Annotated in this window: 23 protein-coding genes (1 of these 23 only partly in view); 11 read left to right on the top strand and 12 right to left on the bottom strand. The window is 43.4% G+C overall.

Going from position 1 to position 22,500, the window contains the following annotated elements; all coding sequences use genetic code 11:
* On the bottom strand, positions 1 to 246 hold the 5' portion of the coding sequence (locus QC759_RS06510) for a hypothetical protein (RefSeq protein WP_279845373.1). The gene continues 141 nt to the left of window position 1, outside the view; 246 of the gene's 387 nt are visible here — the first part of the coding sequence; its start codon is at positions 244 to 246; its stop codon lies off the left edge, out of view.
* 493 nt (positions 247 to 739) lie between these two features.
* Here QC759_RS06510 and QC759_RS06505 point away from each other — a divergent pair, with 493 nt between their 5' ends.
* The 3 genes from QC759_RS06505 (at position 740) to QC759_RS06495 (ending at position 2,987) form a co-directional block, all read left to right on the top strand.
* Entirely contained in the window at positions 740 to 1,258 is a 519-nt protein-coding gene (locus QC759_RS06505) for a hypothetical protein (protein WP_231553442.1), read from the top strand.
* 31 nt (positions 1,259 to 1,289) lie between these two features.
* Complete coding sequence (cobJ, locus tag QC759_RS06500; RefSeq protein WP_048072833.1) at positions 1,290 to 2,351, top strand: precorrin-3B C(17)-methyltransferase; 1,062 nt, start codon at positions 1,290 to 1,292, stop codon at positions 2,349 to 2,351.
* Positions 2,352 to 2,633: 282 nt separating this feature from the next.
* The gene (locus QC759_RS06495; protein ID WP_048072832.1) at positions 2,634 to 2,987 is read left to right on the top strand and encodes a DUF488 domain-containing protein; all 354 of its coding nucleotides are present in this window, start codon (positions 2,634 to 2,636) and stop codon (positions 2,985 to 2,987) included.
* A gap of 132 nt (positions 2,988 to 3,119) precedes the next feature.
* Here the strand turns inward: QC759_RS06495 and dapF are convergent, their stop codons facing one another.
* The 3 genes from dapF to QC759_RS06480 all read right to left on the bottom strand — a co-directional run bounded on the left by dapF (position 3,120) and on the right by QC759_RS06480 (position 6,592).
* Positions 3,120 to 3,992 carry a diaminopimelate epimerase gene (gene dapF / locus QC759_RS06490; protein ID WP_048072831.1) on the bottom strand — a complete coding sequence of 291 codons (873 nt, stop codon included), beginning with the start codon at positions 3,990 to 3,992 and terminating at the stop codon, positions 3,120 to 3,122.
* Positions 3,989 to 5,275 (bottom strand): diaminopimelate decarboxylase, encoded by a 1,287-nt coding sequence (gene lysA, locus QC759_RS06485; protein ID WP_048072830.1) that lies wholly within the window; start codon positions 5,273 to 5,275, stop codon positions 3,989 to 3,991. The genes dapF and lysA overlap by 4 nt, the downstream gene beginning before the upstream one ends.
* A gap of 138 nt (positions 5,276 to 5,413) precedes the next feature.
* Entirely contained in the window at positions 5,414 to 6,592 is a 1,179-nt protein-coding gene (locus QC759_RS06480; protein ID WP_048072829.1) for an acetylornithine transaminase, read from the bottom strand.
* Positions 6,593 to 6,817: 225 nt separating this feature from the next.
* Here QC759_RS06480 and QC759_RS06475 point away from each other — a divergent pair, with 225 nt between their 5' ends.
* A complete protein-coding gene (locus QC759_RS06475) occupies positions 6,818 to 7,153 on the top strand; it encodes a hypothetical protein (RefSeq protein WP_048072828.1) in 336 nt (111 codons plus the stop codon).
* 127 nt (positions 7,154 to 7,280) lie between these two features.
* On the top strand, positions 7,281 to 7,706 hold the full coding sequence (locus QC759_RS06470; RefSeq protein ID WP_048072827.1) for a peptidylprolyl isomerase: 426 nt from the start codon (positions 7,281 to 7,283) through the stop codon (positions 7,704 to 7,706).
* A gap of 142 nt (positions 7,707 to 7,848) precedes the next feature.
* Here QC759_RS06470 and QC759_RS06465 read toward each other — a convergent pair whose 3' ends face one another.
* Positions 7,849 to 8,367, bottom strand: coding sequence for a GAF domain-containing protein (locus QC759_RS06465; RefSeq protein WP_048072826.1), 519 nt, complete (start codon positions 8,365 to 8,367; stop codon positions 7,849 to 7,851).
* Between the two features lie 106 nt (positions 8,368 to 8,473).
* Entirely contained in the window at positions 8,474 to 9,079 is a 606-nt protein-coding gene (locus QC759_RS06460) for a hypothetical protein (RefSeq protein WP_048072825.1), read from the bottom strand.
* A 166-nt stretch (positions 9,080 to 9,245) separates the two neighbouring features.
* On the opposite strand from QC759_RS06460, the gene QC759_RS06455 reads away from it, so the two are divergent.
* On the top strand, positions 9,246 to 10,919 hold the full coding sequence (locus tag QC759_RS06455; protein WP_048072824.1) for a lipocalin-like domain-containing protein: 1,674 nt from the start codon (positions 9,246 to 9,248) through the stop codon (positions 10,917 to 10,919).
* A 112-nt stretch (positions 10,920 to 11,031) separates the two neighbouring features.
* Positions 11,032 to 11,178 (top strand): hypothetical protein, encoded by a 147-nt coding sequence (locus tag QC759_RS06450; protein ID WP_243687813.1) that lies wholly within the window; start codon positions 11,032 to 11,034, stop codon positions 11,176 to 11,178.
* A 50-nt stretch (positions 11,179 to 11,228) separates the two neighbouring features.
* On the opposite strand, the gene QC759_RS06445 is transcribed toward QC759_RS06450, so the two are convergent.
* Together QC759_RS06445 and QC759_RS06440 are read right to left on the bottom strand one after the other, a co-directional pair.
* Positions 11,229 to 12,203, bottom strand: coding sequence for a DNA glycosylase (locus tag QC759_RS06445; protein ID WP_048072823.1), 975 nt, complete (start codon positions 12,201 to 12,203; stop codon positions 11,229 to 11,231).
* A 199-nt stretch (positions 12,204 to 12,402) separates the two neighbouring features.
* On the bottom strand, positions 12,403 to 13,041 hold the full coding sequence (locus QC759_RS06440) for a head GIN domain-containing protein (RefSeq protein ID WP_048072822.1): 639 nt from the start codon (positions 13,039 to 13,041) through the stop codon (positions 12,403 to 12,405).
* Positions 13,042 to 13,240: 199 nt separating this feature from the next.
* Between QC759_RS06440 and QC759_RS06435 the strand changes: the two genes are divergently transcribed.
* Positions 13,241 to 14,032, top strand: a complete 792-nt coding sequence (locus QC759_RS06435) for a class I SAM-dependent methyltransferase (RefSeq protein ID WP_048072821.1) — start codon at positions 13,241 to 13,243, stop codon at positions 14,030 to 14,032.
* A gap of 230 nt (positions 14,033 to 14,262) precedes the next feature.
* On the opposite strand, the gene QC759_RS06430 is transcribed toward QC759_RS06435, so the two are convergent.
* A complete protein-coding gene (locus QC759_RS06430) occupies positions 14,263 to 15,534 on the bottom strand; it encodes an alpha/beta hydrolase (protein ID WP_048072820.1) in 1,272 nt (423 codons plus the stop codon).
* 331 nt (positions 15,535 to 15,865) lie between these two features.
* Between QC759_RS06430 and QC759_RS06425 the strand changes: the two genes are divergently transcribed.
* Together QC759_RS06425 and QC759_RS06420 are read left to right on the top strand one after the other, a co-directional pair.
* A complete protein-coding gene (locus tag QC759_RS06425) occupies positions 15,866 to 16,522 on the top strand; it encodes a DUF998 domain-containing protein (protein ID WP_052400044.1) in 657 nt (218 codons plus the stop codon).
* Positions 16,523 to 16,580: 58 nt separating this feature from the next.
* Complete coding sequence (locus QC759_RS06420) at positions 16,581 to 17,882, top strand: acetyl-CoA hydrolase/transferase family protein (RefSeq protein ID WP_048072819.1); 1,302 nt, start codon at positions 16,581 to 16,583, stop codon at positions 17,880 to 17,882.
* A 5-nt stretch (positions 17,883 to 17,887) separates the two neighbouring features.
* Here the strand turns inward: QC759_RS06420 and QC759_RS06415 are convergent, their stop codons facing one another.
* The 3 genes from QC759_RS06415 to QC759_RS06405 form a co-directional block, all read right to left on the bottom strand.
* The gene (locus QC759_RS06415; protein ID WP_048072818.1) at positions 17,888 to 18,586 is read right to left on the bottom strand and encodes a GAP family protein; all 699 of its coding nucleotides are present in this window, start codon (positions 18,584 to 18,586) and stop codon (positions 17,888 to 17,890) included.
* A 65-nt stretch (positions 18,587 to 18,651) separates the two neighbouring features.
* Positions 18,652 to 19,617 (bottom strand): hypothetical protein, encoded by a 966-nt coding sequence (locus QC759_RS06410; RefSeq protein WP_048072817.1) that lies wholly within the window; start codon positions 19,615 to 19,617, stop codon positions 18,652 to 18,654.
* A 187-nt stretch (positions 19,618 to 19,804) separates the two neighbouring features.
* Positions 19,805 to 21,508 carry an NAD-dependent malic enzyme gene (locus QC759_RS06405; RefSeq protein WP_048072816.1) on the bottom strand — a complete coding sequence of 568 codons (1,704 nt, stop codon included), beginning with the start codon at positions 21,506 to 21,508 and terminating at the stop codon, positions 19,805 to 19,807.
* A gap of 332 nt (positions 21,509 to 21,840) precedes the next feature.
* Between QC759_RS06405 and QC759_RS06400 the strand changes: the two genes are divergently transcribed.
* Positions 21,841 to 22,110, top strand: a complete 270-nt coding sequence (locus tag QC759_RS06400) for a rhodanese-like domain-containing protein (protein WP_048072815.1) — start codon at positions 21,841 to 21,843, stop codon at positions 22,108 to 22,110.
* Positions 22,111 to 22,500 lie beyond the last annotated feature (390 nt).

Genomic DNA, 22,500 nt, shown 5'->3' with positions numbered 1-22,500 from the left:
GGCAACCAAAGTTTCCTGAAGAACAATTAATGTATTTAGGATTTCAATATGGAGTGAACTGCATTTTGAAGGGGGTTTCAAGTCTTCGTATTTAAAGAATATAGTTTCCATATTCTCACGAATCTTATCCAGTTTCTGGTAGGCTTCCCTGTATCCAATTTTGCCATTCTGTTCTTGGTAAATAATTTTCCTAACTAAAAGTAGTTGAATTCCAGTATCCTTCAAACAGTTCTTACTTTTTTTCAAGAACTGCTTTTTAGTCATCCCAAACATAATTCTGTCTCTTAAAGGGTAAATATCAATTCACAGGTTAATATTGATTTTAATATTTAATAAAGGTTTTAATATAAATAAAAATATCAGAACATGGTTTTATCAATAAATACCCAGTTAAAAACTCTACCATCATGTTTTTATCCCCATGCCCGTAGTTTATTTCCCAATGGTTGTTTACTGATCTATGCTATTTAATGAATAACAATTATGGACAAAAGACAATTTAGGAGAAAACATTTAATATGGTGAGGTGAACTGATAATAGTACTAACAGTTTACAGATAATGTGTTTTATTTATTCAGATTGATTGGTAATTTATATATCCGTACGGATGTTCCTAAGGATATGATTCAATTGATAAATTCATGATATAAATCCATTAATTTGGGGGTTTACCAAAAAACCCTTTATTAGAATCCACTTTCACACAATAACCATATTAAAAACAAATCATAATTCAAGGTGATATTATTGTCCAGAGGAGTTAAGATAATCTTATTTCTAATTTTCTTTGTTGTATTCTTCGAGGCAGGCCTCTTTGCGTCGTATACCATTGTTACCCAACAAGCGCCAAACCCTGCTGATTTGATTGAAATGCAAATAAACGGCGTTACTTCACTGCTTAACCTAGGTCCTAAAATTGCCACCCAGAAGGATATTACCATCCTTAACGAGAATGAAGTGGTCGATGCCCTGAAAACCAAGACTGGCATTGATGGAATTAACTTGCAGAGTTTGAAGGCCACCACCTATCAGGATACCAGTGCAGACACCATCACTGTTAACCTTACTGCCATGGGATACAAGGACTCGCAGACTGGTGGAACAACTGGAAACGCTTCTAGTGGTCCAATTGTAATTAAATCCAACGAAACTTACAGTATAACTGCCACTGCCGTGGGCACTCCTAAGAATAAGGGGGTCCAGATTGATGTAAATTCCATTGTCATAACTGCCACACGCGTACTGTATAACAGCTGATTAGGGAATTTATGGTTAACTGGTGAAACAAATGATAAGAATTATTGGTATTGGACCACGCCGGGAAGACATGACCTTAAGGGCACTTAAAGCCCTGGAAAAATCAGACGTGGTAATTGGATACGGTGGTTACACCCGGCAGATTAAGGATCTTCTGGAAGGTAAACAGATCATCTCTAAGGGTATGGGTCAAGAGGTAGACCGGGCAGAGTTAGCCATTGATTATTCTAAAAAAGGCTATCAGGTTGCGGTTATAAGCAGTGGTGATCCTGGGGTTTATGGAATGGCCAATGTAATCCACCAGGTCCGGGGAAAATATTCTGATGTGGATGTGGAGGTAATTCCCGGAGTTACTGCTGTCAATTATTCTGCAGCCCTATTAGGATCGCCTTTACATGATTTTGCGGTTATAAGTCTCAGTGACATACTCACACCCCTCTCGGAGATTAAAAGGAAGGTTCGGGCAGCTGCCGCCGCTGATTTTATCATCGCCTTTTACAACCCCCGGAGTAAACGGAGAACTAAACCCTTAAATGAGGCTTTAAAGATACTCCGCAGGATTAGAAATCTTCAAACACCAGTGGGAATAGTTAAAACCAGTGATAATGGTTCTGAAGTTAGGATAGTATCTTTAGGGGAATTGATTGAAGAAGAAGTGGACATGAACACCACTTTACTGGTGGGAAACACCTTTACCTATGTGGATGATGGTAAAATGGTAACGCCTCGTGGATATGTACTTCCCCATTCCACTCACCCTTTAGCTGAAGAATTTTACCAGAATTATCTGGCTGGGGAGGGAAGTAAAGGACCTAACCGGGGTTGTGAATATTATCCCTGCCACCAACACCCCCAAAATTGTACATTTTGCTACTGTCCCTTCTATCCCTGTGGAGACCCATCTACCGGAGGGCACTGGATAAAAGAAAAGAAAGTATGGAGTTGCGACCAGTGTACCTGGATTCATCAGGACAACACAGTCCAATGCATAGAGGGTAAGCTCCCCTCAATCATGGAAAAAGTGGAAGACCTCGAGGATAAAAAGAAGGAGCTACTTAAATTAAGAAGGGAATGTATTTACCATACCAAATAAAAACACCCTCCTTCTACTATAGGGTCACCTTTTTTTATTCAGTTTATAATTTTTAAAAAATAGTAGATTCCTGTAAACTCATAAAATCCCCTTTACTCATAAAATTTAATAAAATAACTCCATTTTTTCTTATTCTAGGAAAAAATGGTTGTTCAGTTTAAAACCACAGGCTGTATGAAAATAATCCACTAAAATGATAATTGACATTAAGATTGGTCATTTCCATCAATTTTCCAATAGTATAATGTACCATGTGCAACATATTAATGTTAGTGATGTAAAATGATTCGCATAAAAAGAGCTTATCAGTCACCTGCCCAGAAGGATGGGTACAGGATAATGGTTGATCGAGTATGGCCTCGTGGAGTGTCAAAACAACGTTTAAAAATGGATGCATGGCTAAAAGATATAGCCCCCAGCCATGATCTGCGCCGGTGGCTTACTCAAAATTCCCAAAGATGGGAAGAATTCAAAACTAAATACCGAGAAGAATTAAGGGATAAATCTGAGTTTTTAAATCAGATACTGGACTTGGAAAGGGAAAAAGAAACAGTCACCCTGGTTTACACATCAGGCAACACAGAACACAATAGTGCCATAGTTCTGAAAGAAGTCTTGGATGAATTAAAATCCTAAAAATATTTTTCAAAACCCATAAAAACGTGTTTTTTTGAAGTATAGATGGTTTCAAATTCAGTCAATAAAATTTTTTTAATTCAAAGAAAGAGAGAAAGATAGAAGGGAAAATGAAGGAAAAAGGAATGCTTTTTAAAGTTCCACTTCCATTATACCTTCAAAGACACTAACTGCATCCCCTTCCATGAAAGCACCAAGATTCCCGTCTTTTTCATACACGGTTATCTGCAGGTCTCCCCCTGGCAGGTGGACCAGGACCTCCTTGTTGAGTAAGCCTAGTTTGTATCCAGAAATAACCGTACCAGTGGCTCCGGTACCGCAAGCCATGGTGAAACCAGCACCTCTTTCCCAGGTCAACATTTCCACTTCTTGTGGGCTTAACACCCCTACAAAGTGCACATTGGTCCTTTCAGGGAATGCGTCATGATTCTCCAGGAGAGGGCCTATATGGTCCAGGGCCACATCTTCCAAGTCATCAGTGAATACAATGGCATGGGGGTTTCCCACGTTGACGGCGGTGAGCTTCAAAGGCTCACCCTCAACTAGTAACTCCTGATCAATGAATTCCTCTTTATCACTAGCCATAGGCACTTCCCTGGTTTTGAAGGTAGCAGTTCCCATGTCTACCCGTATGGATTTCACCGTACCATTTTCAACATGTAGCGTCAGTTCTTTGGTTCCACCCAGGGTTTCCACACTCATCTGTTTCTGTTTCAGGACATCGTTTTCATAAACGTATTTGCCAAAGCAGCGGATTCCATTACCGCACATTTCTGCTTCGCTACCGTCACTGTTAAATATACGGAATCTTATATCTGATTTAGTGGATTTAACCACGAATATAACTCCGTCTGCACCTACGGAGAATCCTCTGGTGCAAAGTTCAGCGGAAATTTCTCCCTTTTTCTCTTCGGGAATTATTTCCTCAACGGATTCATCAATCACCACATAATCGTTTCCTAGTCCGTGCATTTTATGAAATAATAAAATTTTTCTTTCACTCATTTTAATAGCCTCAAGGGAATGTTCTGTTTTCTGAAAAGGTCTGCGAAGTTTTCACGTTCCCTGATAATGTCTATATCACCATTACATACCATAACTTCGGCGGGCAGTAGCCGGGAATTGTACTGGCTGGCCATGCTGAAAGCGTAGGCACCAGCATTCATAATAGCCAGGATATCTCCTTCTTTGATTTCGGGCAGTGGCCGATCGCGGGCGAAGAGGTCTCCGGATTCACATACATTTCCCGCCACATCAATTTTTTCCATGGGTTTTGCTTCTGGTTTATCTGCCACCAGAATGTGGTGGTAGGAACCGTACATGGTAGGCCTCAGTAAAGTGTTAAATCCAGCGTTAACTCCTACAAATTTTCTATAACTCTGTTTAACTGTGTTTACCTGAGTTAAGAGATAAGATGCATCTCCCACAATGTAACGACCGGGTTCTATGCACATGGTTGGGTTACCCATATCGTGTTCGGCGAGCTTGGCCTGGTAGAGAGCCACAATTTCTTGCGCGAATTTTTCAATATCCAGTAATCCCTCGTCTGGAGTGTAAGGTATTCCCAACCCCCCACCGAAATCAATAAATTCGAAGGTAACCCCTGCTTCCTTATGCACCCTACCAGCGACATCCATGAGAACCTGTACTGCGAGTTTGAATGGCTCGGGGTCCAGAATGCCGGAACCGATATGGGTGTGGATACCCACTGGTTTGAAACCCAGGTCATGGGCTTTCTGGTAGACTTCTACTGCTTCCTGTTCCATTATACCAAACTTGGATAGTTCTCCACCAGTTATACAGTGGTCGTGGTGTCCGGCACCCACCATGGGATTAACCCGGAAGGAAATTTCCATTCCTTCTGCCCCGGGAATTTTGGCCAGGCGTTCTAACATGGATATACTGTCCAGGTTCAGGCGAACTCCGGCATCCACTGCAAATTTCAGTTCTTCGCTGGTTACATTGTTACCAGTGTAGAGGATCCTCTCGGGCTGAAACCCGGCCATTAGTGCAGTGTATATTTCACCGGGAGATACAGCATCAATACAGCTTCCTTCCTGTTCTAATATTCTCATCATGGCCAGGCTGGTGTTGGCCTTGGCTGCGTAGAATATTTTAAAATCCTCGTACTCTTTACTGAAAGCTTGATAAACCCTTTGATAATTATTCCTCACCCTCATTTCATCGGTAACGTAAAGGGGTGTTCCATATTTTTGGGCAAGCTCCAGAGCATCAGCACCACCGATGTCCAGATTGCCTTTTTCATTGGTCTTGAAGTGTAATTTCATAGATGATCCCTCCGAAAAGAAGTAAACATTAAATGTATCAATTTAGCTGCATATAACTCTTGTCCTGGATTTAGTTCACCACCCCTTGATCGATTTACCAGGTAGGAGTACAACTAAAAAAAGGAGAAGATCAGACCTTCAGTCTGAATTTCTTCTTAAAACTTCATCCAGGGAGTCAGTCACTTCATTGATCTGTTCAGTGGTGATTACCAGGGGTGGGACAAATCGAAGAACATTTCCCGCGGTACAGTTCACCAGCACTCCCTGCTGCCGCATTTCGTCAACCATACTGGCACAGGGCATGCCCATTTCCATTCCCAGCATCATTCCCCTACCCCGCACATCTTCCACCATTCCGTACTCCTGGAAGAGGTCTTTCAACTGGGTTTTAAAGCATTCACCACGGCTACGTGATTGGGCCAGGAGTCCTTCATCCTGGATGGTTTGAATTGAAGCCAGAGCTGCTGCACAGGCCAATGGACCACCTCCAAAGGTAGCAGCATGGTCACCGGGTTCAAATGCATTACCCACCTCTTCACTGGCCAGGACAGCCCCCATGGGGAATCCTCCGGCTATGGCCTTGGCCAGGGTGGTAATATCCGGGGCCACTTTAAAGGTCTGTGAGGCAAACATTTCCCCGGTACGTCCAAATCCGGTCTGCACTTCATCGAATATAAGCAGCACATCGTTTTCATGACACACTTTCTTCAGTTCCTCCAGGTATCCTTCGGGGGGAATTATAATTCCACCTTCTCCCTGGATTGGTTCTACCAGTACTGCTGCGGTTTTATGAGTGATAGCTTCGCGCACTGCTTCCACATCACCGTAAGGTACATGTTTAAAACCAGGAGTGAGTGGTCCGAAGTTCTTCTTGTACTTGTGCTGGCCAGTGGCGGTTATGGTGGTGATAGTCCGTCCATGGAAACTGTTCTCCATGGCAATGATCTCACCTTTGCCCGTGTACTTGCGGGCCAGTTTAATGGCTCCTTCATTGGCCTCTGCTCCACTGTTGCAGAAGAAGGCCTTCTGGTGGGGCGAAACTTTAACCAGGAGTTCAGCCAGGCGGACCTGTTCCTCAGTGTAGTAAATATTGGATGTATGGATTAATTTATGGGCTTGCTTGCTTATGGCCTCGGCTACGTTGGGGTGGGCGTGTCCTACGTTGTTCACGGCAATTCCCGCCACACAGTCAATGTAGGGACGACCTTCCACATCCCACACCACAGCTCCCTTACCCTCTTTAAGGGCCAGAGGCTGCCGACCATAAGTTTGCATTACATATTCTTTGTCTAAAGCTATTATCTCCTCTGTATTCATGTTATCACCGTGTAAATATAATAATCCTCCATTTTATCTCTGGAGTATTTTCCCAACAGTAATAGGAATATAGTGAATTATTGGTTACTGCGGTTATAATCATTATCCATCCCGGGACATGGAAATAATTAAATATACTTAAAACCCACCGAATGGTTATAAAGTGTCAAGGGAATTACCAATTATGTACACAGATTGTATTGGAATTGGGAAGGAAGTTAATTTATGAACCACCAAAAAATTATCCTATATGTTGGATCAGTAGTTCTCCTGATTATTGGAGCTTACAACGTTTACAGGGGCCAAATGTCGCAGGGTATAATATGGATCATTCTAGGAGTGATTTTTCTATCAATTTCCCCCCAGCTGGGACGTCCCATCAAGGCAGTGAAAGTAAGGAAGAGGATCATCCTATTATGTGCCCTTATTTTACTGGGAATCGGGGCCTACACCCTCTACACGGCAGATTTAGTGGCAGGAATCGCCTGGTTAATTGCCGGATTAATGGGAGTCCTGATTTCCCTAATGTTAGTGGGTAAAAATGAGGTTTTAGAATCTTAATCATTTTTTAAGCCCAGGTCATGATCTCCATTTCTATTTTTTCTCCATTAACCCCAACATAGCTACATCCTCCCTTTGGTTATACATTTATTAAGTGGTAGATAGTAGAGTTTTCATGGTGATTCTCATGAAAAAAGCAATTATTGAAACAGATAAGGGAAACATTGAACTCACCCTTTTTGAAAAAGAAGCCCCTAACACTGTGGCTAACTTTGAAAAACTGGCAAACAGTGGATTTTACAATGGATTAACCTTCCACCGGCTTATCCCCAACTTTGTAATCCAGGGCGGATGCCCCAAGGGTAACGGAACTGGCGGGCCAGGTTACACCATAAAATGTGAAATTAACCCCCACAAACACGGAACTGGAGCCCTTTCCATGGCCCATGCCGGTAAAGACACTGGTGGCAGTCAATTCTTCATCACCCACTCCCCCCAGCCACACCTGGATGGTGTGCACACGGTCTTCGGTAAAGTGGTCAAGGGAATGGAAGTGGTCAACGCCATCAAAGCCGGCGACGTGATGAATAAGGTCACAGTAATCGACGAATAATCATTCCAAGAATAATTTCTTGGTATTTTTTTTATTTCTTTATATTTTAAAGGATACTAAATTAAAGATACCTAAAATTTTAAAATCTTAAATTTTAAAATAATACCTTAGAATCTATCAATCAACTTTTTGAGGCTTAATTTTAATATAGAAGTTGTTTAAGAACCATACCGTAAATTTCAGCTATATTTTCAGCTATTTCCAGGTCATGGGCATCGTAATCCTTTTCTGGATTTCCAACCACAATCTGGCCTAAAATTTCATTATTAAATTTTACAGGAACTGATAGAAACTGATCCACCGGTTCATGGCCTTGGGGAACACCGTGGGCTGCGGGATGTCCGGCCACATCATGGACGTAAAGTGATTCACCAGTATCCAGGGAGTAACCGAGAAGTCCACCGTAACTACCGTCTTTTCGGACCTTAAATCTGGCTTCTCCCATGTCTGCATACATCTGGCACTCCGGGGTGAGATGAGAAAACGATATCCCCACACTGTCCCTATTTTCAGGATCTACAAAGGCCACGTAGCAGTTTTTGCTTTTCAGATGTTTTTTTGTTTCTTTCCAAATCACATCCGAAATTTCTTTGAGGTTGGAATCAGGCAGCATTTCTTGAATTTTTCTCCTTAAAAAAGACAGATCTTCTTCACCAGCCATGTAAAACCCTCCCAGTTCTGGAATTATTCATGAGTACCTTGAAAACTGAATGTAATCTAACTATGTATTTTTTTTATTAATTTATCCCCAGAATAGTTATAAATAACTAACTTCCTTCTGGCTGATCTTTCCTTATAACTTTAATCAACACTCCCAAAATAGATTCTAAAGGGAATATTTTCTCATTTTCCACTTCAACATACCAAAAATTGTTTTTATGGAAGAATCTTTCCACCACCGTCACCCTGAAGGGAAATCCCATCATAAGGGCACAAACTCCTAAAACTGATGATTCTAAGGATTCGCAGGGTATCATAATCCGTTCACCCTCACGGATCTTTCTAGGATTTATTTTAATCATTAACTGGGTTTCAGGGTCCAGATCCAGGTTTTGGGGTGAAACATCCATGATAATGGTTTTTTCCCGGGCAGACCCTCCCTGTTTTTTAAACCTTTTTTGGGTTGTTCTCAAAATTAAAGATTCTAATAAAACCGATGAAACACCAGTTTCCCCTAATTTTTCCCTAATTCCCTGGTCTAATGCTTCCTGCAGGACTTTCATCGAGTGAATTTCCCGGCAATGGGAATTTGTACTGGTACTGCGCATGGGACATTTCCAGCAGTATTTATACTCTAGTGTATCCATGATTTCCTGGTAGGCAGCACCTGCATTATCCTGAAATTTATCCAACTGTTCCTGGAGTTTGCCCATACTGATCACCAAATATGGATTTATTCTGTGATTATCTATGTTAAACATCCTGTTTTATTTTTCCTAGATAATTCTATATAACTATAAAAGGACTACATAGATCAAGTACGTTCATTTATTACGGGAATCACTTGTAAAAATAGATCTACTGGAGGAATCGTTCGCCATGCCAAAAGATACACTCAATAATTTGGATGAGCTGGAAAAACAGAACATAGCCACGGCCCTGTGGATGAAGGATTTCCAGGTCAAAAAAATCCCCAAAAATGTGAAGACCAGGATTCTAAGCAATAAAAACAGTCCCGAAGCATTCGGAACCCGTATGAAACACCGTATACAGGACTTAATGGATAATACTGATTCATTCACTCCCAGTTATCGGGAAAGATATAATAAGCTATTGGAACACTGTGATTCCCTAACACCACTTCAGGCCTATGCCATGAACCACCTGTTAGGATTGGATTCCAGCCGGGGCTACCAGGATGTCCCTCTCGAGGCTAACCTGGAGTTTCCTCGTGACTTCGCCCCCCAACTGGGATACCAGGTAGGCTGGCACTTCTTTGTAGGGCAATGTCGCGATACCCGAAGGCGTGAATACGGAATTTTAGTATCTTTCTACCGCTATTCATTATTACCTCCAGAAATGGCCCATAGTTTTGGGTTAACAGACTGGGATAACCAAATATTCGAGATGCAACTGGCAGTGGCCCGTGAGGGGGAAGAACACCTCCAGGCGCGCCCATTTGCCCTTGCGGGAACCACCGGACTTTTGAAATTCTCCAACCAACCCTTCCATTATGAAGCCGGAAACAACCGGATAATCTCTTTACAAGAAAATGAACTGTTCCCTCTCCGGTTGCAGGCCTGGGGGGTGAACCAGGGAGGGGAAGAAGATGTGGAACTGGAGGTCGATCTGGGATTTTCCTCCAAAAAGGACTTCCTACTACAGGGAAACCAGGGATGTCTCCCCTGCTGCTGTAACATTGGAACCCTCTACTACTCGGCTACCAATCTACGTCTGGAACCAGGCAGCCTTCTGAAACTGGGTGGGGAGGAAATAACCCTCACCCAGGGACAGTTCTGGTTCGACCACCAGTGGGGCAACGGTCTGGAGCCCCTGGGAAACAGCCGCTGCAAGGTGGTCCGGGCAGCAAGTATCCTCACCAAACCATCTCAATCAAGGGGATGGGACTGGTTCATGGCCCAATTCGACGATGACCGGCAGATGACCATGTATGCACCCCACACTGACGAAAACTTAGGGTATTACGGGCAGACCGGGGAAGAACCACCCGGTAACATGAATGTCCAGGTTAAGGGACAGTTCATTGATGCCGAACACCGCGTGGTGGATATGATGGGTACTCTGAAGGTGGACAAATGGGTTAAGAGTGTTAAATCATCTGATCCAGAGAATTACTTCATCACCGACACCTGGTACCCGGATCAGTGGAATTTCCAGTTCCAGGACATGGTACCGGAGGACTTGAGGGAATTCACCATGACTCCCATAGTAGCCGGAGGTCAAACTGGTTACAATGCTAGTGGGGCCCAGTATTCCGAGGGAGGAGTAAATATCAGAAATAATGAGGGCCGTTTCCTGGGAAGAGGATTTGCCGAATCAGTATACTATGCTGATGCTCTGGGAAACATGCTATCTCTGGCAGGGATACCGGATACCCCGAAAATACGGAAACTCATGGAAACACCAGTACCATCTTCACTCTTGAAGTTGAAGGGTCTGTTATATATGGCCTGGCCACCTCACCAGAGGAAACTGAAAAAGATGCTGGAGAAATGTTTAGAACAGGGATTACCCGTTGATTTTATTAAATAAATCGGTTTTAAACGATATGCCACTTGGAATTAAATAATCAAATGAAATAAAAAAATAGCCACAGGGGACTGATAAAATAAACAAGAGTTTAAGTCTAATTGCCGCATTTTTGATGGGCATAATCCTGGTGATACTCATCTACCAAACCTTCGTTATGGGACAGTACTCCACCTTCAATTTCCTGGCCATACTGGCCTTCTTGGTGTTTTTGGCCATTAGCATATATGACTGGAGAAATGCAGGCACCGATGAAGAATAAATTTTTATTTTTTCTTTAAAGATAGATTCTAAATGTGCGGTACTGAAGGTTTATTTTTTCTTTAAGGATTTTAAAAGCCCAGATTTCCGGGCATAATGGAATAAATAGAGTTGAACGTATCCTGCCCAGTGACCGTAGCGTTTCATACCAAATTCACGGACTTCCTGTGGTTTAAGTTCCTCACCAGGGAAGTATAGGTGTTCAATAATTCTTTTAATCCACACATCCACCGGGAAAGCCTCCCCCATCCCCAAACCGTAGAGCAGGATACAGTCGGCCACTTTGGGCCCCACACCTGGTAACTGGAGGATAGTGTCAAATGCCTTTTTGTACTTCATTCTGGCCAGTTCTTCCAGGTTTAGTTCGGATTGCACCATGCGAGAGGCATTAATAATATATTTAGCCCGGTATCCAACCCCACAGGCCTGAAGGTTTTTGTCAAAAACAAAATCCGGGGGTAGATTATCTTCACAGCGTTGCATCTCTTCTAGATCGTGTTCCGGAGCACGGGCCAGAGCGGTTGGGGAGGGGAAGGTGTAAAAATCACCGGAGCTGAACCGGTATCCATCACCCCACCTCCTTTTAATATCATTCACTGAGCGTGTCCAGCGTAATATGGAACAGTTAGCCGAAGCTATTGAAGATATAATACATTCAAATGGGTTATGGGCTTTAAAAATTCTGAGGCCCCGGCAGAAGGCAATGGTGGGCTTCAGTTTAGGATCTTCACCCAAAAATGTGTATAACTGGTCCAGATCATGTTCCAGACCAAAAATATCCTGGACCTTAGTTTTAATGGCTTTTTCTGAAACCGTTTCTGGAGATTCTGCCATGATATTAACCCTATTTTCTGGATCTGAATCTTCATGACCAATTTTCACCAGACAGGGAGCACCATCCACTATCACCAGTTCCTGGAACTGATGATTATCCTCTTTCCACGGGGGCTGGCTGGTCTGGCCGCTGTTGATGGTGAGGGACAAGTTGAAGGGTCCTTTAGGGTTGAAGTGAAACTGGGTTTTCATCACTGTGAGTTTGTTTTAGTTGATTTATATTTATCCAAAGGTGAAGGTTTATATTAAATATGGTTGGATAAATGCCCTAAAAAAATCTTATCTTGTCTAAAATCCCTTTTGAAACTGGGAAATTTTTTAAAAATCAAAAAAATAATAAAGGGATAGAGTTAAAAATCACCATCCCTCCATGGACTTCTTAATTTATTCTTTAACCGCTTTTGGTAATTGAACCCTGACCATTGACCTGCTGGGTTACCTGAGGGCTGCCAGTGTAGGTTATGGAACCTCCACCATTAACTATTGCGGTGAGAGTGTTTATCACGTTAACATTGGCTTTTCCTTGCCCGTTAATGGTCACGGTGGCAGTTTGGCTCTGTAAGTTATTGGCGTCTATGTTACCCCCTCCGTTGATGGTGGCCACCATATTCTGGGTTGTACCCGAAAGGGTCATTTTACCGTTATCCAGGGTAATGGTGAGTTTATCGGTGTTCAGGCCAGTGATTTCCGAGTTACCTCCACCATTGGTGACAAGAGTTTTCAAATTTTTAAGGGTGATATAGAATTTTACAGCCCCGTTACCCACACTGTTCAGGTTGTTGACTGTCAGGGTGTTTCCCGATACAGTGGTGGAAATTTTAGACATAAGGTTACTGTCTGCTTCCACTCGGAAGGATTCATTGTCTCCCTGCTGGATGATTAAGGTACCAGGACCATTTAAAGCAACAGTGGTAATCCCCTTAACATCTGGGGTTTGGTTCCCCGTTCCAGTTTGCTGGGTACATCCTGAGGCAGCCACAACAATACACAACAGTATACCAAGTACAAGAGTATAAGACATTTTTCCCATAAATTAACCTCCACTGGGTTATTTGATTTAATTAATTATTATAGTTATGTTATTACTCACACTGGGGTGAAAATCCACCTCTGCACCCTACGGGTCTTGCCAATGGCTATTAACTCTTCTTTGAATTAGATTATTCCAGCGTAGTTTTACACAAACCATAACACTAACCTCAAAACAAAAGTGTAAGTCGAGGTGTAACATGAGTTTGCTGGAAGACCAGTATTCAGATTCAAAGAATTTCATGGCCCGGGTGGAATTAACCCGGAAGTTTAAAACCAACCCTTACTCCTGGATTCTATGGATATTTGACCAGATCCAGTTTCCAAACAAAGCAAGGGTACTGGAGATTGGATGTGGAAATGGACTTTTATGGAAAGCAAACTTAAACAGAATACCGGAAGATACCCACATCATTTTATCGGATTTTTCTGAAGGGATGCTCTCTGATGCGCGTAGGGTACTGAATGGTGATGCAGAACGGTTCGAATATCAGGTACTGGATGCCCAGGAAATTCCTTACCCTGATAATTCACTGGACATTTTAATTGCCAATTTAATGCTCTACCATATTCCAGACCGTAAAAAAGCCCTATCAGAAATAAGCAGGGTTCTAAAATGTGATGGTGCCCTTTACGCCACTACCTTTGGGACGGGTAACATGAGAGAAATAAGTGAACTGGTCTCAGCATACGATGACCAGATTCATTACTCACTGGAACCATTAGTCGGTGCCTTTGGACTGGAAAATGGTGAAAAACAGTTGCTAAAATCATTCAAAGAGGTTAAAATGATTAAATATCAGGATTCTCTGGAAGTAACTGAAGCCGGCCCCCTGGTGGATTACATCTTATCTTTTGGAAAGGTAAATGAGGCCTTGAAAGGTCAAAAAAGGAAAGATTTTGAGTTTTACCTTACGGGTATCATAGAAAAAGAAGGCAGGATTAAGATCACCAAGGATAATGGTATTTTCATAGCTACTCAGCCAAAATAGGCTTAAATTGTAAATGGCGCAAGTGTCAGTCGCCTACACGTGACTGGAAAATATATCCAAGTACTAGTTCTCTGGCGTTAACTTTCCCAGTACTATCTATTTAAGAAAAATACTATCTATTTAAGAAAAAGTTACTTCCAACCACATCATTGTGAAAAAATAAAATTAATTAACTGGAAATCCATTATTAGTCGATTAAGCACTTCAAGTAAAAAATCAAGGATTCAAACCTATATCAACCAATCGCTGATGGTTTGTATCACTTCTGCACTGACGTGTCCCTCTACTCCGTATTCAGTGGGAGTTGATTTACCTTCTCCTGCAATGAACAGATGGTTTAAACTGGGGAATAACTGGCAGGTAACATCTTCTCTAGATTCAAGCTCCTTTTTCCACACTTCGAAGTCTTTGGTTGGTGAAACCTGATAATCACGTCCTCCCTGCAGGATCAACAGGGGCATTTCCAGGTTTTTAATGATTTCTTTAGTGGGATGGTTGCGTAGATCTAAGAAATAGGATGCTGAAATCCCCAAAGGCAGATCTTTTGATGGAACATCCGTGGAAAGCTCAGGGTCCTTTGCCCGGGCCACTTTAACCTTTAAAGATTCCAGTGTATCCTTCTGTTCCCTGGTCATCTTGCCCGAAAGACTGTAAAGGTAGGTGAACTGTTCCAGGATGGTATCCTCCAGGGGACGGATAATGCCCGCCATTATAATCAGTCCTGCCAGATTAGGGTCCTCCTGCCCGATACGTGGAGCAACAGATGCACCTAAACTGTGGCCCAGTAAATATACACGTTTTTGATCGATTTCTGGGGTCTGGCGCATTAACTCTGCTGCCAGGAGAGCATCGTCAATAACTTCTTCCTGCACAGTCAGCTGAGCCAGCTGTTCTGGTGTAAACTCTGAAGCATGCTGGAGGGTTCTTTTATCATACCTCAAGGTTGCAATGCCCTTTGAAGCCAGGCCCCAGGCAATATCCCGGAATATTTTATTGGGTCCCAGAGTTTCGTCCCGATCATTGGGACCAGAACCATGCACCAGAACCACGCCTGGAAACGGCCCAGAACCAGTGGGGATGGTGATAGTTCCGGGTAAAGACCATTTACCCCTGCCAACAGTCACTTCAACCTCTCTAAAGGTGGAATCATCCACGTATTCTGGTGGATGGTACTCAGTTTGGGAAGGTATTATGCTTAATCCGCTGACACGGCCTTTGCTGTTGAACACGACCTGTACATCAATGTTAGCCCGTTCAAACTGGCACCTTACACTGACGATCTGGTGTCCTTCCAGTTCCGCGGTTTGCAACACTCCAAACTGGATTAAATCACCTGCGGGTATGGTTAAACGCTGCCAGGACTTTTTCAACTCAGGTAAGGGAATAGCAGTTTTCATCTGGCTATCAAACTGGCTGGCAGCCATTTCGTAGTTACCCCGTAACATCTGGGACACGAATCTCTCGGCCAGTGCCCTGAAATTATCCAAATTTAAAGAACTCATACAATCTCCTCTTTTAAATGTAAGTGATGTCCATTTGCAAATAGAAACTGTTCAAATAATATAATTGGTATCCTTTCCAATGTATATTTCACAAATATTATATATTATCATTGGCTTGAAAATCTGTCTTTCAACTTTTTTACAAATTTAGTAGAATATTATCTAATTTAAGGATAGTTTAGTAATTATAATGCCTCACCTTGGCAGTTGAAGATGGTATAACAACTTATTTATAATAATGGGAAATATATGAAATGTTAAAAACCGGAAATATAATAAATTTACATAGCTACAAGTTTAAAATGGAACTTGAAGTAAGGGGGGACAAACCATGTCTTATAAAGAGGATTTATCAACTGATAACCAGATAAAGGGGACTGAACCATCCGCTACACATGTCACCCTAGCGGGTATTTTCATTTTTATAGCCGCCACGGTGGTTTTAATGGGCATTATAACTGGAGAAATTTTTTACCCTCCAGAACTCACCTACACCACGGCCCAGAGTATGATCAGTGATTTAGGGGCCACAGTGCCTCCTAACAGTATCATAACCCAGCCATCGGCAACTATATTCAATTTTGCCATGATCATCGCCGGAATTCTCATTCTAATGGGTAATTACTTTCTTTTTAAAGCTTCGCACGATAAAATAGGTGGGATACTGGTGGGATTATTGGGATTAGGCGCCCTCGGTGTGGGGGTATTCCCGGGGAATATGACTCCCATGCACCCCATATTCTCGTTGATGACCTTCATCTGTGGAGGTTTATCGGCTGTTTACTCCTACAAATTAATCAAATCACCACTCAAATACATATCAATCCTGTTGGGAATCCTCTCCCTATTTTTCCTCTTCACCTACAACCTGTTCATACCAGTGCTCGGTGGAGGAGGAGTGGAAAGATGGGTGGCTTACCCGGTTATCCTGTGGCTGCTGGGATTCGGAGGATACCTGATGGGAAGAGGATCAGAAGATAACTTTTAAAATAAAATTTTAAGCTACAATATTTATTTAAAAACCAAAAAGGGGATAAGGGGTTTAAATGTATGAAAAAGAGTACCAGGGGAAGTTAACCACCCCCGAACAAGCAGTTAAATCAATCCAGAAGGGAGACATGCTGGTCCATGGGCTGACCATGGCCGAGCCACCAGCACTCCTAAAAGCAGTGGCGGACCGTCTTCGTGAGGGAGATCTTGAGAAGATCAGGATGTTCAGTGTTATCCCCCTGGACAGTGTCTGCTCTACCATACTGGCCCCGGACCTGGTGGACTGTGTGGAGGCCTACAGTGGATTCGTAGACTCCGGTACCAGGGGCCTGGTGAGTGCCGGTCTAAACTACTACGTTCCCAACCACCTCCACCAGATACCCCGACTCCTGGAAGAGTTCATCGGAGTTGACGTGTGTATAACCACGGTTTCACCCATGGACGATGCCGGATATTTCTCCTTTGGCACGGCCAATGATTTCACATCCACCGCAGCCCGGGCTGCCCGGGTCCTGATTGTGGAGGTCAACCGTAACATGCCCCGGGTATTCGGTGACTCATTGATCCACATATCTGAAGTGGATGCAGTGGTTGAAAACCATCAGGCCATCTCTGACTTCCCATGTGGTGAAAAACAGCCAGAAGCAGATATCATTGGTAAAAACATATCCAAACTGGTACCCAATGGTGCCACCATCCAGATGGGTATAGGGGTGCTGCCCAATGCCGTGGCTGAACAACTGGAAAACCACTCTGACCTGGGAATACACACCGAAGTATTTGGTCCGGGGATGGTACACCTCATAAAAAAGGGAGTGATAACCGGTGAAAAGAAAACCCTCCACCCCCGCAAACACGTCTTCACCGTGGCCCAGGGAGACCAGGAAATGCTGGAGTTCATGAACCAGAACCCGGCCATGGAAAGCTATCCCTGCTCCTACGTGAACAACCCGGCAGTCATCGCCAAAAACGACAGGATGATCTCCATAAACTCCCTGATACAGGTGGACCTCCTGGGACAGTGTAATGCCGAGTACCTGGCCGGGCACCAGTACAGTGGAACCGGTGGACAGCTGGACTTCGTCCGGGGGGCCTTCGATTCTAGTGGAGGAAAATCCATACTGGCTTTCTACTCCACCGCTAGAAAGGGCACGGTATCCCGGGTGGTGGATCATTTAGACCCCGGGGCCATGGTCACCACACCACGTATGGACACCCATTACCTGGTCACCGAGTATGGGGTGGCCAATCTCAAGGGTAAATCCACCCGGGAAAGGGCCCATGAAATAATAAACATCGCCCATCCCCGGTTCCGTGAAGAACTATACCGGCGCGCTGAAGAGATGTACATAATATAATTCTCTTAAGATATTCCCAGTTTCTGCAGCCCATTGTAAACCACGTAAAATCCTATGGCCAGACAGAAAAGTCCAGTTACAATATTTCCATGGTTACTTATCCATTCGTTAATGGGGTTCATAATATTATGAGCCTTATCAGGGACCACAACGAAGAATATGAGTGGTATTTCTATTATTAAGAGTGCAATAATAATAAGAATTATAACTGACGCTGAATCATTCATAAAACCGGCATTAGCCACACCTATGGCCCGTCCCACGGCCAGGACAAAGATGGCAGTACTGAAGTTCATCAGAAAGGCAACAATTCCAATGGAAGTGTATTTGATGAACTGTCGGGGGGTACTGATTTTTGGATCTACTTGCAGACGATTTAAAATGTTGTTACTTTTACCATGTTCCTTGGTGGCAAGGTTTCTAAGTCCAAGAAGGAATAACACTGCACCAAGGAAAATATCTATAGATGCCATGGTGATTGGGTCCCCATGACCTGCAGAAGATAATTTTTGGCCCAAAAAGATTCCGATGAGTACCGTAACCAACAAAACCACGATGGCCCCTATGTAAAATGAAAAACCAGCCAATCGAGGTTTTTTAGCCATGGACATTATTACCAGAAAAATGGACAGAGTCACCGGGCTCACTGCTGCCGCCCAAGAAAGAGGCAAAGTTACTGCTAAAAGACTTGCCAGATCAGACATTATACAACCCCTAAGTCAAGTTATTTATATGAATCCTACCTTATTAATGATTTTTGGGTTAGGAATTAAAGCAGTGGCTCGTTATCCAGGTCAACCTGGTGGTCATCAAATCTTAACTTTTTTTTCTTTACCCAGACAAAGCCATGGTCTGGGGTGATGACGGCCACATCTATGGGTCCCCCCACACCAGGCATATCGCCGGGGTCAGCGTTAATACCGTCACTGAAACGCTGTATGGCACTGGTGGTTTGGATCATGAGAGTGGCAAAGTCAATGGCATCCTGCAGGGTCATGGTCCCCCACTGGATGGCATATTCTAATCCCCGGAGCTGGGTCATTATCAACTGTTCCCCCTGGTTCTGGATGGCTTCTTTGACAAAATCCACGTTTTGAATCCTTCCATCAAATCCAAGCACGATCCGGGCCGCCACATCTCCCTGGCCCAGCCAGGAGCTACCATATTCCATGCCGGCTTTGGCACTGTCCCGCAGTTCCTGCACATCTCCGGGGATGGTGGCGCTGTAGACCTGGTGGGACCCGTTGGGATTGTAACCAGCCACCAGTATCTCAATGGGGTCTGCCCGGGCCATCCCATTTTCAATGGTCCCCTGGGGCGTTCTGAAACTAAACTTCAAAGACTGGTCATCCATTTCCATCTGCAGGATGGTGCAGCCCTTGGAATTCAGGTCGTTCTGGATGTTAGCCTTGATCTGATCCATCTGTTCCTTCCAGTGGTATTTATCGTTGAAGAGGCTGTGCAGTTTCCAGACCACATCCTTAACTCCCATTTTTTTAACTTTGGAGGAGCGGCGGAACTCTTCAATGTACTGGCTGATGTTCTTCTGCACTCCTCCCTCAGGGAGGAAAGCCAGACCAGTTATACCCACCCCTATCCTCTGGTTTATTTGAAAGATTTTAATAGCGTTTTCACTGCCTATCCGGGCCATGCCCTTCATGTTGCGGTAACTCTGCCGGCTATCGGCAGCCAGTACTATTCCTTCCGGTGTGGTGGTGTTTATGACCAGTGACATGTTTTAACCTTCATTTTTTTATGGGAATTATTTTATCTGGAAATTAATTATGGATGTGGGGGTTTATAGTCCTGGTGTAAAAAAATGCAGATCGCTATCAGCACTGAACAGCAAATATGAGTTTAAAATGAGTATAATTGATGATAAATAGTTAAATCGTCTCTTAAAATATTCATAACTCTATTCCTTATTTAGCCGGCATCTTTATTGGTTTGTAGGGCCTGTAAACTGGTTCCCATATGTTAGATTCCACCAGACTTTCCACATCGTTATCCTGGCAGCAGGCAACTCCTTCCAGAATGGCCTGCTGGGCCACAGCCATTCCAATATTTTTACTCACTTCCATTAAATGGGAAACATCAGGGAGCAATCTCTGGATGTCTTCCTCTTCCGCAGAACTGGCCAGTGCCTGTGTGGCAGCGTCCATCATTCCTGCAGTTACCCTTTCGGCCTGGCTGCTGATTACACCCAGCCCCAGCCCCGGGAATATCAGGGCGTTGTTGCACTGGGCCACTGGATAAGATTGGCCCCGGAAATTCACATCATTAAAGGGGCTTCCAGTGGCCACCAGCGCCTTTCCCCCTGTCCATCTGATTAAATCATCGGGAACAGCCTCTACCAGAGTTAATGGATTGGATAATGGGAATATGATGGGGTGCTCCACCTGGGAGGCCATAGTGGTAATGACTTTGCGGGTGAAGGCTCCCTGTACTGTGCTGGTGCCGATGAGGATGGTGGGGTGCACGTTGCGGACCACATCCAGCAGTTTTCCCGGATCATCACCCGAACCCCAGCAGGCAATTTCTGCTGAAGGGCGGGCGTAGGGTGCCTTGAAATAATCGATTTCCTCCCGGGCACTGGTTACCAGTCCCTGTCGGTCAATGAGCCAGAAACGCCTGTAGGCTTCTTCATGGTTTAGTCCTTCCTTTACCATTTGTTCCCATATTTGGTCGGCAATTCCACATCCGGCAGTTCCTGCCCCATAGATAAGCACCCGATGATGAGATAAAGGGGTTCCGGTTACTTCCAAAGCATTAAGGAGGGCGGCCATGGCAACGGCCCCGGTACCCTGTATATCATCATTGAAGGTGCACATCCTGTCCTGGTAACGATCCAGGTGGTGTCTGGCATTTTTCTTACCAAAATCTTCCCACTGGAGGAAAACACGGGGGAATTTGTCCTTTATAGCCTCAATCACCGCCTCCACAAAGTGATGGTATTCCCCCCGGCTGATACGTGGATGACGCCAGCCAAGGTAGAATGGATCCTCCAGTAAACGTGAATTATTGGTGCCCACATCGATCATGATGGGTAGCATCCTCCGGGGGTTGATACCGGCACACAGGGTGTAAACCACCTGTTTTGCCACAGAAATACCAATCCCATTGGCTCCCTGGTCACCGATCCCCAGTATCTGCTCAGAATCAGTTAAAACAATAAGATCGATCTCATCTTTAGCCCAGTGGTCCAGAATTTCATGAATATGTTCCCTTTCAGGGTAGGATAGGTAAATACCACGGGGTTTTCGAAACTCGTCACTGTAACGCTGGATTGCCAGGCCAGCAGTTGGTGTATAAACGATGGGCATCATTTCCTGGATGTGTTCCCTGATTAGGCGGAAAAATAGTGTTTCATTGGTGTTGTAGAGGTTGTTTAAAAAGATATTTTTCTGCAGATCATCGCTCTGCAGGGAGAACTGTTGGTAGGCCCTCTGCAGTTGATCGTCCAGAGTTTCTACTGAATGGGGTAGGAGTCCGATAAGATGAAACAATTCCCTTTCCTTAGTGCTAAAAGCAGTACCTTTATTTAGATGTGAAGATTGAAGGAGTTGACTCCCTTTAAGATCAGTTTTAATATATTTAGTTCCTTCTTTTTCTACAGTAACCGCTATGGATTTAAACTGTAACCCCCCATATTTGGGAAACTCCGGGATATTTAATTGTCCCCCTGGTATGGGATATAATTATAATTTCAACCTTTATATATACTTTGCGGATTTAAAGGGTTAAATTTCTGTCAGATTCTCCATTCTGGACATGGATGATGACATAATCCTGGCAATGAAAATTATGGAGAGGATACAATCTGATCTAATCCACGGGCATAGTCCGGGAGAGATGTTCTCATTTTACCATATCCATTCTTTTAATCTATTGTTAAATCTTTGCCGACTATAGAAAATAAGAAAGGTCATTAAAACAATAATAAAAATGGTGATAAAATATGGGAGAGTTCATTACCATAACCCCGGAAAGTGCCCGGGAATTAATTGAAAAGGAACCAGAGATCACCATACTGGATATACGGCCCAATGCAGATTTTAAGAGGGAACATATTCCCGGGGCAGTGAACCTGGATTACGATGGTCACCAATTTCAGAGTAAAGTGGAAAAACTGGATAAAAACCAGCCCTACATCATTTACTGCAAGAGCGGGGTTAGAGGTGGTTACTTCCTGGAAAAAATGAGGGAATCTGGCTTTGTGGGGGCTTAGAATATTTTGGGCGGTTTTGTGGCCTGGAAGATAAGTAAATTACCCCTAACCAGTGAAGAATAATCATACTGGGTAAAATAATATAATAAGTTTCATGGGGAACCAAGTACTTCTGTTAGAAGGTAGACCTTTCCCTGATAAGAAGGATTGTAGAATTAGTTAAGTTAATCAAAAACAAGAAGTGGTAAATTTTTGCTATCACTATATAGAGAGGCGTATCAGAAAAGGCGATCTTGTTACATACTCCTTATTTTGATTAAATAATGTTTATAATTACTTATTTTTTAATAATTTGCTTGGAAAATTCTGGAATAAAAATCATTTGAAAAGTAGTGAAAAGGTGAAATTTTCAAATTATTAATTTTGGCTTTGTAGAAACCCTAATTTTTT

Source organism: Methanobacterium formicicum (genome assembly GCF_029848115.1).
GTDB classification, from domain to species: domain Archaea; phylum Methanobacteriota; class Methanobacteria; order Methanobacteriales; family Methanobacteriaceae; genus Methanobacterium; species Methanobacterium formicicum.
This window is presented reverse-complemented; position numbering and strand designations above follow the sequence as displayed.

What these genes read in the sequence shown, in the direction of transcription:
- QC759_RS06460 (WP_048072825.1), bottom strand. Translation starts at nt 9,079, where the DNA reads ATGGGCAAACTCCAGGAACAGTTGGATAAATTTCAGGATAATGCAGGT.
- dapF (WP_048072831.1), bottom strand. Translation starts at nt 3,992, where the DNA reads ATGAGTGAAAGAAAAATTTTATTATTTCATAAAATGCACGGACTAGGA.
- QC759_RS06415 (WP_048072818.1), bottom strand. Translation starts at nt 18,586, where the DNA reads ATGTCTGATCTGGCAAGTCTTTTAGCAGTAACTTTGCCTCTTTCTTGG.
- lysA (WP_048072830.1), bottom strand. Translation starts at nt 5,275, where the DNA reads ATGAAATTACACTTCAAGACCAATGAAAAAGGCAATCTGGACATCGGT.
- QC759_RS06445 (WP_048072823.1), bottom strand. Translation starts at nt 12,203, where the DNA reads ATGAAAACCCAGTTTCACTTCAACCCTAAAGGACCCTTCAACTTGTCC.
- QC759_RS06410 (WP_048072817.1), bottom strand. Translation starts at nt 19,617, where the DNA reads ATGTCACTGGTCATAAACACCACCACACCGGAAGGAATAGTACTGGCT.
- QC759_RS06480 (WP_048072829.1), bottom strand. Translation starts at nt 6,592, where the DNA reads ATGAATACAGAGGAGATAATAGCTTTAGACAAAGAATATGTAATGCAA.
- QC759_RS06495 (WP_048072832.1), top strand. Translation starts at nt 2,634, where the DNA reads ATGATTCGCATAAAAAGAGCTTATCAGTCACCTGCCCAGAAGGATGGG.
- QC759_RS06425 (WP_052400044.1), top strand. Translation starts at nt 15,866, where the DNA reads ATGTCTTATAAAGAGGATTTATCAACTGATAACCAGATAAAGGGGACT.
- QC759_RS06450 (WP_243687813.1), top strand. Translation starts at nt 11,032, where the DNA reads ATGGGCATAATCCTGGTGATACTCATCTACCAAACCTTCGTTATGGGA.
- QC759_RS06420 (WP_048072819.1), top strand. Translation starts at nt 16,581, where the DNA reads ATGTATGAAAAAGAGTACCAGGGGAAGTTAACCACCCCCGAACAAGCA.
- cobJ (WP_048072833.1), top strand. Translation starts at nt 1,290, where the DNA reads ATGATAAGAATTATTGGTATTGGACCACGCCGGGAAGACATGACCTTA.
- QC759_RS06465 (WP_048072826.1), bottom strand. Translation starts at nt 8,367, where the DNA reads ATGGCTGGTGAAGAAGATCTGTCTTTTTTAAGGAGAAAAATTCAAGAA.
- QC759_RS06455 (WP_048072824.1), top strand. Translation starts at nt 9,246, where the DNA reads ATGCCAAAAGATACACTCAATAATTTGGATGAGCTGGAAAAACAGAAC.
- QC759_RS06470 (WP_048072827.1), top strand. Translation starts at nt 7,281, where the DNA reads ATGAAAAAAGCAATTATTGAAACAGATAAGGGAAACATTGAACTCACC.
- QC759_RS06400 (WP_048072815.1), top strand. Translation starts at nt 21,841, where the DNA reads ATGGGAGAGTTCATTACCATAACCCCGGAAAGTGCCCGGGAATTAATT.
- QC759_RS06475 (WP_048072828.1), top strand. Translation starts at nt 6,818, where the DNA reads ATGAACCACCAAAAAATTATCCTATATGTTGGATCAGTAGTTCTCCTG.
- QC759_RS06430 (WP_048072820.1), bottom strand. Translation starts at nt 15,534, where the DNA reads ATGAGTTCTTTAAATTTGGATAATTTCAGGGCACTGGCCGAGAGATTC.
- QC759_RS06440 (WP_048072822.1), bottom strand. Translation starts at nt 13,041, where the DNA reads ATGGGAAAAATGTCTTATACTCTTGTACTTGGTATACTGTTGTGTATT.
- QC759_RS06435 (WP_048072821.1), top strand. Translation starts at nt 13,241, where the DNA reads ATGAGTTTGCTGGAAGACCAGTATTCAGATTCAAAGAATTTCATGGCC.